Origin of the sequence: Bradyrhizobium tropiciagri (assembly GCF_018130505.1) — a bacterium.
Classification (GTDB): domain Bacteria; phylum Pseudomonadota; class Alphaproteobacteria; order Rhizobiales; family Xanthobacteraceae; genus Bradyrhizobium; species Bradyrhizobium tropiciagri_B.
Map to the genome: position 1 here is coordinate 190,536 of NZ_JAFCKH010000002.1, position 14,412 is coordinate 204,947.

Annotated in this window: 15 protein-coding genes; 6 read left to right on the forward strand and 9 right to left on the reverse strand. The window is 66.0% G+C overall.

Annotated elements, in window-relative coordinates; translation table 11 throughout:
- Positions 1-145: 145 nt before the first annotated feature.
- A complete protein-coding gene (locus JQ633_RS05165) occupies positions 146-835 on the forward strand; it encodes a DUF938 domain-containing protein (RefSeq protein ID WP_211983114.1) in 690 nt (229 codons plus the stop codon).
- On the opposite strand, the gene JQ633_RS05170 is transcribed toward JQ633_RS05165, so the two are convergent.
- Positions 826-1,698, reverse strand: coding sequence for a protein-L-isoaspartate O-methyltransferase family protein (locus tag JQ633_RS05170; protein ID WP_211983122.1), 873 nt, complete (start codon positions 1,696-1,698; stop codon positions 826-828). The genes JQ633_RS05165 and JQ633_RS05170 overlap by 10 nt on opposite strands.
- An 87-nt stretch (positions 1,699-1,785) precedes the next feature.
- On the opposite strand from JQ633_RS05170, the gene JQ633_RS05175 reads away from it, so the two are divergent.
- The 3 genes from JQ633_RS05175 to JQ633_RS05185 all read left to right on the forward strand — a co-directional run bounded on the left by JQ633_RS05175 (position 1,786) and on the right by JQ633_RS05185 (position 5,233).
- Positions 1,786-2,280: a type II toxin-antitoxin system HicB family antitoxin gene (locus tag JQ633_RS05175; protein WP_211983124.1), complete on the forward strand. Its 495-nt coding sequence runs from the start codon at positions 1,786-1,788 to the stop codon at positions 2,278-2,280.
- Between the two features lie 297 nt (positions 2,281-2,577).
- The gene (locus tag JQ633_RS05180) at positions 2,578-3,822 is read left to right on the forward strand and encodes an MFS transporter (protein WP_211983126.1); all 1,245 of its coding nucleotides are present in this window, start codon (positions 2,578-2,580) and stop codon (positions 3,820-3,822) included.
- Between the two features lie 193 nt (positions 3,823-4,015).
- Positions 4,016-5,233 (forward strand): MFS transporter, encoded by a 1,218-nt coding sequence (locus tag JQ633_RS05185; RefSeq protein WP_211983128.1) that lies wholly within the window; start codon positions 4,016-4,018, stop codon positions 5,231-5,233.
- A 102-nt stretch (positions 5,234-5,335) separates the two neighbouring features.
- On the opposite strand, the gene JQ633_RS05190 is transcribed toward JQ633_RS05185, so the two are convergent.
- Both JQ633_RS05190 and JQ633_RS05195 read right to left on the reverse strand, forming a co-directional pair.
- On the reverse strand, positions 5,336-5,827 hold the full coding sequence (locus JQ633_RS05190) for a VOC family protein (protein ID WP_211983130.1): 492 nt from the start codon (positions 5,825-5,827) through the stop codon (positions 5,336-5,338).
- A 117-nt stretch (positions 5,828-5,944) separates the two neighbouring features.
- Positions 5,945-6,490, reverse strand: coding sequence for a carboxymuconolactone decarboxylase family protein (locus tag JQ633_RS05195; protein ID WP_211983132.1), 546 nt, complete (start codon positions 6,488-6,490; stop codon positions 5,945-5,947).
- A 164-nt stretch (positions 6,491-6,654) separates the two neighbouring features.
- Between JQ633_RS05195 and JQ633_RS05200 the strand changes: the two genes are divergently transcribed.
- Both JQ633_RS05200 and JQ633_RS05205 read left to right on the forward strand, forming a co-directional pair.
- The gene (locus JQ633_RS05200; RefSeq protein ID WP_211983134.1) at positions 6,655-7,839 is read left to right on the forward strand and encodes an acyl-CoA dehydrogenase family protein; all 1,185 of its coding nucleotides are present in this window, start codon (positions 6,655-6,657) and stop codon (positions 7,837-7,839) included.
- 92 nt (positions 7,840-7,931) lie between these two features.
- Positions 7,932-9,071: an acyl-CoA dehydrogenase family protein gene (locus JQ633_RS05205; RefSeq protein ID WP_211983136.1), complete on the forward strand. Its 1,140-nt coding sequence runs from the start codon at positions 7,932-7,934 to the stop codon at positions 9,069-9,071.
- Positions 9,072-9,252: 181 nt separating this feature from the next.
- Here JQ633_RS05205 and JQ633_RS05210 read toward each other — a convergent pair whose 3' ends face one another.
- From JQ633_RS05210 to JQ633_RS05235, 6 genes are all read right to left on the reverse strand, one after another.
- A complete protein-coding gene (locus JQ633_RS05210; protein WP_211983138.1) occupies positions 9,253-10,290 on the reverse strand; it encodes an amino acid ABC transporter substrate-binding protein in 1,038 nt (345 codons plus the stop codon).
- Between the two features lie 57 nt (positions 10,291-10,347).
- The gene (locus JQ633_RS05215) at positions 10,348-10,941 is read right to left on the reverse strand and encodes a L,D-transpeptidase (RefSeq protein WP_211983146.1); all 594 of its coding nucleotides are present in this window, start codon (positions 10,939-10,941) and stop codon (positions 10,348-10,350) included.
- 169 nt (positions 10,942-11,110) lie between these two features.
- Positions 11,111-11,239 carry a DUF2474 domain-containing protein gene (locus JQ633_RS05220; RefSeq protein WP_211983148.1) on the reverse strand — a complete coding sequence of 43 codons (129 nt, stop codon included), beginning with the start codon at positions 11,237-11,239 and terminating at the stop codon, positions 11,111-11,113.
- On the reverse strand, positions 11,239-12,243 hold the full coding sequence (gene cydB, locus JQ633_RS05225; RefSeq protein ID WP_211983150.1) for a cytochrome d ubiquinol oxidase subunit II: 1,005 nt from the start codon (positions 12,241-12,243) through the stop codon (positions 11,239-11,241). Before cydB ends, JQ633_RS05220 begins: the two co-directional genes overlap by 1 nt.
- On the reverse strand, positions 12,240-13,649 hold the full coding sequence (locus JQ633_RS05230; protein ID WP_211983152.1) for a cytochrome ubiquinol oxidase subunit I: 1,410 nt from the start codon (positions 13,647-13,649) through the stop codon (positions 12,240-12,242). Before JQ633_RS05230 ends, cydB begins: the two co-directional genes overlap by 4 nt.
- Positions 13,650-13,818: 169 nt before the next feature.
- Positions 13,819-14,397 (reverse strand): thioredoxin family protein, encoded by a 579-nt coding sequence (locus JQ633_RS05235; protein WP_211983154.1) that lies wholly within the window; start codon positions 14,395-14,397, stop codon positions 13,819-13,821.
- Between the last annotated feature and the right edge of the window lie 15 nt (positions 14,398-14,412).

The window sequence follows — 14,412 nt, forward strand, 5'->3', positions numbered from 1 at the left end:
ATCCTTCGAGGCTCGCTGCGCTCGCGCCTCCAGCGACAAAGGCTTCGCCTTTGCGCGGGGATGACGGGGTAGATATATTGCGCTCGGTTCCGCCTTTGCGGATTGCGCATCCGCGACCTACAATCGCCTGAACAGGAGAAGTGCGGTGGCGGAATTCGTGGTGGAGTTCGGCAAGGATGGCAGCCCGCTCGAGCCGGACGGCAGGCTCGATGCCGCTGCGTTCCACCGCAACCATCAGCCGATCTGGGCGGTCCTGAAGGACTTCCTCGCCGGCCGGTCCGGCGACGTGCTGGAGGCCGGCAGCGGCACCGGTCAGCATGTCGTGCATTTCGCCGGTCAGACGCCCGAGATCATCTGGTGGCCGAGCGATCTGAGCGCCGCGCATCTGCGCAGCATCGCGGCCTGGCGCGCCCATGCCGGCCTCGCCAACATCCGGCCGCCGCAGCCGATCGACCTGTCCGATCCGGCATGGTCGCCGGCGCCGCCGGACGGCAAAGGTCCGGACAAACTGCTCGCCATCTTTTGCGCCAACGTCATCCACATCGCGCCCTGGCGCGTCGCCGAGGGCCTGTTCGCCGGCGCGGCGCGGCATCTGCGCGGCGACGGGCGGCTGTTTCTTTACGGCCCGTTCAAGCGCGACGGCAAGCACACCGCGCTGAGCAACGCGGTGTTCGACACATCGCTGCGCGAACGCGATCCGGAATGGGGCGTGCGCGACATCGCCGATCTGGAGACGCTGGCCGACGGCGTCGGCCTGCGCTTGGCCGATACGTTCGAGATGCCGGCCAACAACATGATCTTGATGTTCGTCCGCAAGGATGCAGCTCAGTCGTAGGCCAGGCACCATCCATCGCCGCGAACCCAGCAGCGCTCGTCCGGGACGTCCCGATTGCGATACAGCCGCGTCACCTTCTCCCAGGCGCCGCGGGCGAAGGCTTCCGCCAGTGCCTTTTCCGAGGCTTCGTTCCGGCCGCCGTCGCAGGGGATGATCGCGACCGGCGAAATCCAGCTCGCGTGATAATCCGGTCCGTCGCGCCGGATCAGGAACACGGCGCCTGACCGCGCTATCCGCTGCAGGTTGCCGCTCTTGAATCCGTCATCCGAGGTCAGCGGCAGGATCAGGCGGCCGCCGTCGGCGAGGCCGTCGAGCCATCGTGCGGCAGGCTGCGTGCAGCCGGCGTTGACATAGATGACGTCGGCCGGATCGAACGCGACCTGCGTGCCGTCGCCCTGGATGATCTCGACATTGGCGTAAGATGCAAGGTTGGCGCGTGAGCGTGCGGCAAGCTCCGCATCGAATTCGATGCCCGTCACGCGGCCGGCCGGTCCGGCGAGATGCGCGACCAGCGCGGTGTAGTAGCCGGTGCCGGTCCCAACATGCACCACGTGCTCGCCGGCGGCCGGTGCAGCGTGGTGCATCAGATAGGCGTGCAGCGACGGCTGTCCGTTGTTGAGCCGGCGCTCGGGGACCAGCGCGACCAGATCGTTGGTGTAGAGATAGACCGGGTCGGCATCCGGCGTCGGGACATAGTCTGGCGACAGCCAGCGCAGCATCAGCCACGGCCCCTCGCCGACGAAGTCCTCGCGCGGAACGGCGGCGAGCGCCGCGGCAAGCCGCGGGCTGCCGACATTGGCGGCGGCGAGGATCTGCTTGGCATAGGCGGCGCGGATAATGCGGAGTTCGGCTTGCGGATCCATGGTCCGGCGGCTCCCTGCAATTCCAGTGATGTGTTATTTGACACACGCTTGTGTGTGAAATAGCATACTCGCAGGACGGAGGCCAGAATGAAGAAGCGGCTTTATCCGGCGGTGCTGGAGCGCGGGTCCCGCGGCGCGTTCGGCGCCTGGTTTCCCGATTTCCCCGGCTGCGTGGCCGGCGGCAAATCGCAGGAAGAGGCGATCGAGCGCGCCGAACGTGCGCTGGCGCAGGCCGTCGACGGCTGGGTCGAGCAGGGGCGCGTGCTGCCGGAGCCGACCCCGATCGCTCAGATCGTGCCGCCCAAGGGCTCCGACGTCGCCGCCTATTTCATCGTCGGCGTCGATCCGCCCGATCCATCCGAACGGGTGAATGTCTATTTGCCGAAGAGCCTGATCGCGCGGATCGACAAGCGCGCCGCCGAGCTCGGCATGAGCCGCTCCAGCTTCTTCGGCTTCGCCAGTTCGCTGGCGCTGGAATGGCCCGGCGGCTATCCCCGTGGCGCCCCGATCGGCCCGCGCTCCAAGGTGCACAAGACCGGCGCGATACGCGCGGAGAAGGCGGGGAAGAAGGGGGCGCGGTAGAATGTCATCGCCGAACTGCGCCAAGCTCTCACCCCGTCACCCTGAGGAGCGCGCAGCGCGTCTCGAAGGGTCGACGGCCCGGCTGGTGGCCGTGCATCCTTCGAGGCTCGCAAGAGCTCGCACCTCAGGATGACGGGATTTGCAGTGATACCGGCGTCCTGAGCGGCGAGCGCGGCGCCCCTCCGTGCGTTCCCCGCATGGCCTGCGCCCGTTTGCGTCGGTTGATCCACGTACCCCGCCTCCGCATAGTGGCAGCCATTCATGGCTCCTGCCGGGGCCTGCCTGGCGGGAAGGCCGATGATCGACGTGACAGCTTCTGACGAGACCGCCGACGATGCGCGGGCGCGCAGCAATGTGTGGCGGCTCGCGGCGGCGCAGGCGTTGACCGGGGCGAATTCGGCGGTGATCTTCGCCACCGGCTCGATCGTCGGCGCGACGCTGGCGCCGTCCGTCTCGCTCGCGACCGTGCCGCTCTCGATGTATGTGCTGGGGATGGCCGCCGGCACGCTGCCGACCGGAGCGATCTCGCGCGCCTATGGCCGGCGGGTCGCCTTCATCATCGGCACGTTCTGCGGCACGCTGACCGGTGCGCTCGGCGCCTGGGCGATCCTGCATTCGTCGTTCTGGCTGTTCTGCGCCGCGACGTTCCTCGGCGGGCTCTATGGCTCGGTCGCGCAGTCCTATCGCTTCGCCGCGGCCGATGGTGCCAGCGTCGCGTTCCGGCCCAAGGCGGTGTCCTGGGTGATGGCGGGTGGCGTGTTCGCCGGCGTGCTCGGGCCGCAGCTCGTGCAGTGGACCATGGACATCTGGCCGCCCTATCTGTTCGCGTTCTCCTTCGTGATGCAGGCCCTCGTCGCGCTGGTGGCGATGGCCGTGCTGTCGGGCGTCGACGCGCCCAAGCCCGCGGCAGCGGACCTGCATGGCGGCCGTCCGCTGCTCGAGATCGCACGGCAGCCGCGCTTCATCGCCGCGGCGCTGTGCGGCGTGATCGCCTACCCGATGATGAACCTCGTGATGACCTCGGCGCCGCTCGCGATGAAGATGTGCGGGCTGACGGTGAGCGATTCCAATTTCGGCATTCAGTGGCACATCGTCGCGATGTACGGCCCGAGCTTCTTCACGGGATCGCTGATCGCGCGGTTCGGCGCGCCGCTCATCGTCGGGCTCGGACTGGCGCTCGAAGCGGTCGCCGCGATGATCGGGCTGTCGGGCATCACGGCGCCGCACTTCTGGGCGACGCTGGTCGTGCTCGGAGTCGGCTGGAACTTCGCCTTTGTCGGCGCCTCGGCGCTGGTGCTGGAGACGCACCGGCCGCAGGAGCGCAACAAGGTGCAGGCGTTCAACGATTTCCTGGTGTTCGGCATGATGGCGGTCGGCTCGTTCTCGTCCGGCCAGCTGCTCGCGCATTACGGCTGGAATGCCGTCAACATGGTGGTGTTTCCGCCGGTGCTGCTCGGCCTCGTTGCGCTGTCGCTGGCCTCGTTTGCGCAGCGCCGCGCGAAATTGCGCGAGGTGGATGAGATGCCGGGGTCGAGCATATAGAGCGTTTTCGAGCGAAGTGGATACCGGTTCGCGTCAAGAAAACGCGTCAAACAACAAAAGCCTCTTGCTGCCAGCTGCTGACATTTCGATCTGGATCGAAATGATCGGCTTGCAAGGCTCCTTACATCAAGGCTTCCTGCATCGTGAGAACCGGTTGGTCCGGCCATGATGATGTGAGAAGCAAGAGCAAGAAATGGACGCGTCCTCATACTCCCCGCACGACGAAGCCGCGCTGCGCTACGAGGGCTGGCGCATCGTCGCGGTCTGCTTCCTGCTGGCGACCTTCGGCTGGGGTCTCGGCTTCTACGGGCAGAGCGTCTATGTCGCGGAGCTGCAGCGGTTGCACGGCTGGCCGGCCTCGCTGATCTCGTCGGGCACGACGTTCTTCTATCTGTTCGGCGCGGCATTGGTCGCCTTCGTCAGCGAGGCGATCAGGGCATTCGGCGCGCGCAGCTGCCTGATAGCAGGTACGCTCGCGATGGCGGTCGCGGCCGTTGCGATCGGCGAGGTGCGCGAACCCTGGCAGCTCTATCTCGCCAACGCGCTGCTGGCGTTCGGTTGGGCCGGCACCAGCCTCGGCATCATCACCAACACGCTCGGCCTGTGGTTCGACAAGAAGCGCGGCATGGCGATCAGCCTGGCGCTGAACGGCGCCAGCTTCGGCGGCATCGTCGGCGTGCCACTGCTGGTGACCGGGATCGGCTATTTCGGTTTCTCCGGCGCGATGATCGCCGCCGCCGTGCTGCTGGTCGTGGTGATGGTGCCGGTGATCCTGCTATTCGTCGGCCGGCCGCCGGCGCATCTGCATGGGGTGACGGCGGCCGCGGCCGACGCGCCCTCGGCAACGCAGGTGCGCGCGCGGGCGTTGCGCGACGTCAGCTTCCTCTCGGTCTCAATTGCCTTCGCGCTCGTGCTGTTCGCCCAGGTCGGCTTCATCGTGCATCTGATCGCCTATCTCGACCAGGTGATCGGCCGCGAGCGCGCGACGGTGGCGATGGCGCTGCTGACTGCGATGGCGGTGGTCGGCCGCGTCTCGTTCTCCTTCGTGATCGACCGCCTCAACCAGCGGCTCGCCTCGGCGCTGTCGTTCGTCAGCCAGGCGGTCGCGCTCGCCGTCATCATCAACGTGCACAACGACATCGCGCAGATCGCGGCCTGCGCGCTGTTCGGCTTCTCGGTCGGCAATTTGATCACGCTGCCGGCGCTGATCGTGCAGCGCGAGTTCGATCCGCGGTCGTTTGGGGTGCTGGTCAGCCTGATCACGGCGATCAACCAGATCACCTATGCGTTCGGCCCCGGCGTGGTCGGGCTGCTGCGCGACCTCTCCGGCAGCTACGCGCTGCCGTTCTACGGCTGCATCGGCCTCGAGATGATCGCCGCGGTGACGATCATGATCCGCCGGCGGACGTAGCCGTAGCCTTGTAGCCCGGATGGCGCGCAGCGCAATCCGGGACAGGTCTATCCGCGGACAAAGCGACCCCGGATTACGCTGCGCTCCATCCGGGCTACAAGATTACACTGCCCGCTGCTTCAGCAACTCCTCGACATCAAGCCGCCGCGTGAACATCGCGAGCTTGCCACCGTCGCGCGGCCACTCGGCCTCGGGGCGGTCCCAATACAGCTCGACGCCGTTCTCGTCGGGATCGCGCAGGTAGAGCGCCTGGCTGACGCCGTGGTCGCTGGCGCCGTCGAGCTGGATGCCGGCCGACAGCACCCGGTGCAGCGCATCGGCCAGCGCCGGGCGGGTCGGGTAAAGGATCGCGGTGTGGAACAGGCCGGTGGTGCCCGGCGGCGGCGGATGGCCGCCCTTGCTCTCCCAGGTGTTCAGCCCGATGTGATGGTGATAGCCGCCTGCCGAGATGAACGCCGCGCCCGAGCCCATCCGCTGCTGCAGCTCGAAGCCGAGCACGCCGCAATAGAAGCCGAGCGCGCGGTCGAGATCGGCGACCTTGAGATGGACATGCCCGATCCGCGTGCCCGCGATGATGGGAGGATTTTGCGGCATGTCCGGCTCCGTTGGCGTCAATGCCTCGCCGTCAGGGCGAGGCTTCGCCAATGATATAGTCCGGATTTGCCGATGTCAGAGCGGTCGATCCTGAAACGCAAGGTTTCCGGAGATACTCTACGCCAGCTCGGACAGCTCCCCGCCGGGCAGCTCGAAGTCGAACGTGTTCAGCGTCATCGACACCATCGTGTAGTAGCCGCACAGGCCGATGATCTCGACCACGCCGCGCAGGCTCAGGACCTCGACCGCCTCGTCGTACAGCGGCTTCGGCAGGCCGCGTCCCTCGTGCAGGGCCTTGGCGACGTCGTAGATCATCTTCGCCTTGGGGTCGTCGAAGGTCGGCGTGCGGCGGACGCGGATGTCCTCGATCAGCTTCGGATCCATGCCGCCCTTCAGCGCCAGTCGCTTGTGGGCATACCATTCGTAATGCGCGGTCCAGTGCCGCGCGGTGACCAGGATCGCGATCTCCGACAGTTTTGCCGGAAACACCGTGTCGAAGCGCAGCACCTCGCCGAGCCGCGTGGCGTGTCGCGCCATCTCCGGGCTGTTGAGCCAGGCCATCATCGGCGCCGGCGGCGCGCCGCGCTTGCCGGCGATCGACTCGTCGTAGGTTTGTTTTTGGGCGGCGTTCATTTCGCTAGGCGAAAGCAGTTTGAGCCGCATGTCCGTTTCCTCTTGTTTTTCAATTGTTACCTGTCTCGCCGATACACCCGATCACGCAGCCTGACCACCGACGCCAGAGCATGGCGCGGCCGCGAGACATATTGAATTCCACGGTGTGGTGGCTAAGGTCGATTTCAATTCGTCACATTCGACCGGAAACGACCATGGCTGACCTCGAGACATTCCGCAGTGAGACCCGCGCCTGGCTGGAGCAGAACTGCCCGCCGGAGATGCGCAAGCCGATGAGCTCGGACGGCGACACCTTCTGGGGTGGCCGCAACACGAAATTCTCCTCCGAGGCGCAGCGTGTCTGGTTCGAGCGGATGCGCGACAAGGGCTGGACCGTGCCGCACTGGCCGAAGGAATATGGCGGCGGCGGCCTCGACGGTGAGGAAGCCAAGATCGTGCGCCAGGAGATGGCGGCGATCGGCGCGCGCCAGCCGCTGACCTCGTTCGGCATCTCCATGCTCGGGCCGGCGCTGCTGAAATACGGCACCGAGGAGCAGAAGAAGGAGCATCTGCCGAAGATCACCGCGGGCCTGATCCGCTGGTGCCAGGGCTATTCCGAGCCGAACGCCGGCTCCGACCTCGCCTCGCTGCAGACCCGCGCGGTCGGCGACGGCGACGACTACATCATCAACGGCCAGAAGATCTGGACGTCGTATGCCAACTACGCCGACTGGATCTTCTGCCTGGTGCGCACCGATCCGGCGGCCAAGAAGCATGACGGCATCAGCTTCATCCTGTTCGACATGACGTCGAAGGGCGTGACGACAAAGCCGATCCTGCTGATCTCCGGCTATTCACCGTTCTGCGAGACCTTCTTCGACAATGTGCGCGTGCCGAAGTCGCATGTGGTCGGTACCGTCAACCGCGGCTGGGATGTCGCAAAATACCTGCTGCAGCATGAGCGCGCGATGATCTCGGGCATGGGCGAGCGCGGCGTCGGCCGTCCGCTCGGCCAGATCGCCGCCGATTCGATCGGCGCCGATGCGCAAGGCAAGCTCGACGATGCGCAGCTGCGCAGCCAGATCGCGAGCTTCGAGGTGGACGAGGCCGCGCTTGCCGCGGCGGCGGAGCGCGCGGTCGATCTCGCCAAGGCCGGGCAGTCGCATCCGGCGTTCTCCTCGGCGATGAAATATTACGGCACCGAGCTCAACAAGCGCCGCTACGAGATCCTGATGTCGGCCGGCGGCATCGATGCGCTGGAGTGGGAAAGCGAGCGCTCCAAGAGCGGCGCCCGCCCGCGCGCCTGGCTGCGCACCAAGGCCAACTCGATCGAGGGCGGTACGTCAGAGGTGATGCTCGGCATCGTCGCCAAGCGCATCCTGGATCTGCCGGGAGCGTGATTGCCGCACCGTCATTCCGGGTTCGATGCCGCGCATCGCCCCGGAATGACGAACTCAGAGACACTTGCTTGGAACGTTAGATCGGATTCCCCATGGCTCTCGTCCTCACCGAAGAACAATCCATGCTGCGCGACAGCGCGCGCGGCCTCATCAGCGACAAGGCGCCGGTGGCGCATCTGCGCGGCCTGCGCGATGCCAAGGATGCCGACGGCTTCTCGCGCGAGCTCTGGAAGACCTTTGCCGAGATGGGCTTCGCCGGCCTGCTGGTGCCGGAGCAGTTCGGCGGCAGCGGGCTCGGCTGCGTCGAGGCCGGCATCGTGATGGAGGAGATCGGCCGCACCCTGATGCCGTCGCCGTTTTTTGCGACCTCGGTGCTCGCCGCCTCGGCATTGTCGCGCGGCGGCAGCGAGGCCCAGAAGAAGCAGCATTTACCGAAGATCGCCGACGGATCGTTGCTGGTGGCACTCGCGATCGACGAGGGCGCAAAACATCGCCCGCTGCAGACCAAACTCGTGGCGACGCGCTCGGGCAACGGTTTCAAGCTCTCCGGCGAAAAGGCGTTCGTGGTCGACGGCCACACCGCTGATCTGCTTATCGTCGCCGCGCGCAGCGCGGGCAGCGCCGGCGAGAAGGACGGGATCACGCTGTTCCTGGTCGATCCGAAGGCGAAGGGGCTCGCGGTCGAGCGCACCGCGATGGTCGATTCCCACAACGCGGCGCGCATCGTGTTCGACAATGTCGAGGTCAATGCCGACAGCGTGCTCGGCGAGGTCGATCAGGGTTTTGGCTTGCTCGAAGGCGTGCTCAATATCGGCCGCGGAACGGTGGCGTCCGAAATGGTCGGCCTCTCCGAAGAGGTGTTCGGTCGCACCGTGACTTATCTGAAGGAGCGCAAGCAGTTCGGCAAGGCGATCGGCGAATTCCAGGCGCTGCAGCACCGCGCCGCCCAGCTCTACATCGACATCGAGATCACCCGCGCCGCGGTGCTCAAGGCGCTGCAGGCGCTCGATGCTGACGTGGGCAAGGCCGGCACCGCCGTCGCAGTGGCAAAGGCGCGCGCCGGCACCACGGCGACGCTGGCGGTGCAGGAAGGCGTGCAGATGCACGGCGGCATGGGCATGACCGACCAGTTCGACATCGGCTTCTTCATGAAGCGCGCCCGCGTCTGCCAGGAACTGCTCGGCGACAGCAACTACCACGCCGACCAGCTCGCACGCGGCAAGGGGTATTGAGCGCCGGCCTAGGGGCACGTACGCCACCACAAAAACGGTGTCATCGCCCGGCTCGACCGGGCGATCCAGTATCCCAGAGGCGGCTGTGCTTGAGCCGAGAGGCCGCGGCGTACTGGATCGCCCGGTCAAGCCGGGTGATGACGGCGGAGGATGCGGCGCGGCCTTCGGTAAAGACTGCCGATCACCGGATAGGCGGTGCGTACTGCACGCCGCCGGCGTTCCAGAGCTGGTTCATGCCGCGCGGAATCTTCAGCTTGGAATCGGCACCGACGTTGCGGTCGTAGATCTCGCCGTAATTGCCGACATGGCGGATGATGCGGGCGGCCCAGTCCTTGGTCAGGCCGAGATTCTCGCCATAGGCGCCCTCGGTGCCGACCAGCCGCATCACCTCAGGCTTCTTCGACTTCAGCGCCTCGTCGATGTTCTTCGAGGTGACGCCGAGCTCCTCGGCGTTGATCATGGCGTAGAGCGTCCACTTCACGATCATCATCCAGTCGTCGTCGCGCTGGCGGACCACCGGCGCCAGCGGCTCCTTGGAGATGATGTCGGCCAGGATCATGTGATCGTTCGGCTTGCTGAGATTGAGCCGCAGCGCATAGAGCTGCGAGGCGTCCGACGTCAGCGTGTCGCACTGGCCGGAATTGTAGGCCTTCACGACGTCGTCCAGCTTGTCGAACTTCATCTCCGTGTACTTCATGTTGTTGGCACGGAAATAGTCGGCGAGGTTGAGCTGGGTCGTGGTGTTGCCCTGCACGCAGACCTTGCTGTCGTTCAGGTCCAGCGCGGAATCGATGTTGCGCGAGCGCGGGATCATGAAGCCCTGGCCGTCATAATAGGCGACCGCCGGGAAATAGAAGTCGTAATCGGTCTCGCGCGACATGCTCCAGGTGGTGTTGCGCGACAGGATGTCGACCGTGCGATTCTGCAGCTCCTTGAACCGCTCGCCGGCGTCGAGCGGAACGAACTTCGCCTTCGACGGATCGTCGAAGATCGCGGCGGCGACCGCGCGGCAGAAATCGACGTCGAAGCCGGTCCACTTGCCCTTGTCGTCCGGGATCGAGAAGCCGGGCAGGCCCTTGTTGACGCCGCACAACACCTCGCCGCGGCGCTGGGTGCGCTTCAGCGTCTTGGTGTCGTAACGCTCATAGGTGACGGCCGCGGCCGCCACCAGCACGGCGACCGCGAGCCCGATGATCAGGCCGCCTCGAAATGTGCGCATGGATTTTCTCTCGCGAATGACCGGGAAAACGGACGGATGTCGAAGGCGGGTTGACGATTAGAGCTCGGGCTTCTGGCGGATGATCACCTTGGTGCCGACCGGCACGCGGTTGTAGAGGTCGGCGACGTCGTTGTTGACCAGGCGGAAGCAGCCCGAGGAGACGGCGGTGCCGATCGTGTCGGGCCGGTTGGTGCCGTGGATGCGGTAGACCGTGGTGCCGAGATACATGGCGCGGGCGCCGAGCGGGTTGCCGGGGCCGCCGGCCATGAAGCGCGGCAGATAGGGCTGGCGTTGGATCATCTCGGGCGGCGGCACCCAGTCCGGCCACTCGGCCTTGCGGGTGATGGTGACGAGGCCCTGCCACTGGAAGCCTTCGCGGCCGACGCCGATGCCGTAGCGCAGCGCGCGGCCATTGCCCTGGACCAGGTAGAGGTGGCGTTCGGCGGTGGCGACGATGATGGTGCCCGGCGCCTCATTGGTGCGGTAGTAGACCACCTGCTTCTGCCATTCGGGATCGAGCTCGTAGGTGTCGTCAGCGACCAGGCCGGGCTCGTCGGCGTCCGGGCGGCCCTGGGCGAAGCCCTGTGATGTCGACAGCACGAGGACGCCCGCGGCGATCAACATCCAGACCAGGTGACGAAGTCTCGTCATGCAACTCTCTCCTTGTTGGCGCGCAAGCCAAACGGTTGCTCCACCCAAATTGGAACTATCAAATCCCAGCGACGGCTTGATGGCAAGTTACGGGCGAACCCAGCCCGTATATCGCTGTAATGCTTCCGTTTTTTGTCGCTCCGCGACGGCCTGCGCCTCAGCACGCGCGCTATTTCGGTGCGATCCAGATTCGCAGGGCGAACGAGATCAGCGCCACGGTGCCGACACCGCCGAGCCACAGCGCCACGAACCACAGCAGGCGCTGGCCGAGCGGCCGGGTGGGCGGATCCGGCGGCATCAGTGATAGCCGTGCCCGGGCCGCACCTTGCCGCGGAACACCCAATAGGCCCAGGCGGTGTAGCCGAGGATCAGCGGGATCAGGATCGAGACCCCGAACAGCATGAAGACCTGGCTGTTGTGCGGCGCTGCCGCCTGCCAGATCGTGATGCTCTGCGGCACGATGTAGGGATACATGCTGATGCCGAGCCCGGCATAGGACAGCGCGAACAGTGCCAGCGTCAGGAAGAACGGCTGGACGTCATTACGATTGCTGAGTGCGCGCAGCAACAGCGCGGTGACGGCGGCGACCGCGATCGGCACCGGCGCGGTCAGGATGATGTTCGGCCAGGCGAACCAGCGCTGGGTGTACTGCACGGCGAGGAACGGCGTTGCGATGCTGACGGCGCCGATCGCACAGAGCATCGCGATCAGCAGCGCCCAGCTCAATCGGTAGGCGCGGTCGCGCAATTCGCCGTCGGTCTTCAGCACCAGCCACGTCGCGCCGAGCAGCGCGTAACCGATCACCAGCGCAATGCCGGTCAGGATGCTGAACGGCGTCAGCCAGTCCCACCAGCCGCCGCCATAGTAGCGCCCGGCAACATTGATGCCCTGCAGGATCGCGCCCAGCGCAATGCCCTGCGCCAGCGTCGCCAGCAGCGAGCCGCCGGTGAACGCGAGGTCCCATTTGTTGCGCTCCTTCTGGGTGCGCCAGCGGAATTCAAAGGCGACGCCGCGGAACACGAGGCCGAGCAGCATCACGATCATCGGCGTGTAGAGCGCCGGCATCAGCACCGCATAGGCCAGCGGAAACGCCGCCATCATGCCGCCGCCGCCGAGCACCAGCCAGGTCTCGTTGCCGTCCCACACCGGCGCCACGGTGTTCATGATGACGTCGCGGTCGCTCTTCTTCGGAAACAGCGGAAACAGGATGCCGAGGCCGAGGTCGAAGCCGTCCATCACGACATAGACGAACACCGCAAAGGCGATGATGAAGGCCCAGATCGTGGTGAGGTCGATGCTCATCGCGCGCCCTCCGCGGCCGCGGCACCCGCGGCGGGCGTGATGCCCGCGGCCCGCGCCGGCAGGTCGGTCGCCGGGCCGCGTTCGCCCGGCTGCGGCGGCTGCGCCATCAGCCGCAGGATGTAGATCACGCCGGCGGTGAACACGGCGAAATAGACGATGATGAAGGCAATCAGCGAGGAGCCGACCGCGGGCGCCGCCAGTGGCGACGCTGAATCGGCAGTGCGCAATAGCCCGTAGACGGTGAACGGCTGCCGCCCGGTCTCGGTGGTGATCCAACCGGCGAGCACCGCGATGAAGCCGGCCGGTCCCATCGCCACCGCGAAGCGATGCAGCAGCTGCGACTGATGCAGCATCCCGCGCACGCGCATCAGCAGGCTGAGCAGGCCGAGCCCCATGATCAGGAAGCCGAGCCCGACCATGACGCGGAACGCCCAGAAGGTGATCGGCACCGGCGGCCAGTTCTCACGCGGCACGGTGTCGAGCCCGGCCAGCGGCGCGTCGAGCGAGTGCTTGAGGATCAGCGACGACAGCTTCGGCACCTCGATCGCGTATTTCACCGTGGCGTCTTTCTGGTCGGGCCAGCCGAACAGCACCAGCGGCGCGCCGTGCGGATGGCTCTGGAAGTGGCCTTCCATCGCCATCACCTTGACGGGCTGATGCTCCAGCGTGTTGAGGCCGTGCTGGTCCCCGGCCAGGATCTGCAGCGGCGCCACCAGAGTGGCCATCCACATCGCCATCGAGAACATCACGCGCGGGCCGGCCAGATGCTGGTCGCGCAGCAGGTGCCAGGCGCCGACCGCGCCGACCACCAGCGAGGTGGTGAGATAGGCCGCCAGCACCATGTGCACGAGGCGGTAGGGGAATGATGGGTTGAAGATCAGCTTCAGCCAGTCGGCGGCGACGAACTGGCCGTCGGCGTTGATGGCGTGGCCGGTCGGCGTCTGCATCCAGGAATTCGCCGACAGGATCCAGAACGCCGAGATCAGCGTGCCGATCGCAACCATCAGCGTCGCCACGAAATGCAGCCGGGGCCCGACGCGCTCGAGCCCGAACAGCATTACGCCGAGGAAGCCGGCCTCGAGGAAGAACGCGGTCAAGACCTCATAGGCCATCAGCGGGCCGATCACCGGACCGGTCTTGTCGGCGAAGGCGGACCAGTTGGTGCCGAACTGGTAGGACATCACGATGCCAGACACCACGCCCATGCCGAACGCGACCGCGAAGATCTTCAGCCAGTATTTGAACAGGTTGATGAAGACCTCGCGCTTGGTGATGAGCCACAGCGCTTCGAGCACCGCGAGATAGCTCGCAAGGCCGATCGAGAACGCCGGAAACACGATGTGGAAAGACATCGTGAAGGCAAACTGCGCGCGGGCCAGCGCGACTGCATCCCAGCCTTCGAACATCACGCACCATCCATCACTGCTCTGGCGCGGAGCCTAGCACGCCGGAAGTGACGGCAATACGGGACGGATTGTCTAGGAGTTCGGCTTCTGCGGGATCAGAAGCGAACTCCTAGAGTCTTGTTTTGATGCGTTTTCTTCGCGCGAACCGGTGTACGCCCGGCGGGATGGCCTAGCTATTGACGTTGAGCAGCTTGGCGACGGTGCGGTCGATCTCGTCGTACTGGCCTTCGCCGGCGTGCTGGAACACGATCTTGCCGTTCTGGTCGATGACGTATTGCGCCGGCCAGTACTGGTTGCGGTAGGCGTTCCAGGTCTGCGAATCGTTGTCCTGCGCCACCGGATAGAGGATGCCGTGGCGCTTCAGCGCCGCCTGCACGTTGGACGCCGAATGCTCGAACGGGAATTCCGGTGTGTGGACGCCGACCACGACGAGGCCGCGATCGCGGTACTTCGCATAAAGCTGCGTGACATGCGGCAGCGTGTTGACGCAGTTGACGCAGCCATAGGTCCAGAAATCCACCAGCACGACCTTGCCGCGCAGATCGGCGAGCTTGAGCGGTTGCGAGTTGAACCATTTGTTGATGCCGGTGAACTCCGGCGCGGTCTCGGTCTGCGCGGCGGTCATCGCCGTCAGCATCGGCACTGGCCGGGCCGGCGCGTCGGCCTCGGAGCAAATGCCGGGGATCACGGCGCCGCCGACGCCAAGCGCGGCAACGAGGGCGGATACGGCAATCAGGCGCAGGGGCATCGAACTCTCCTCTCG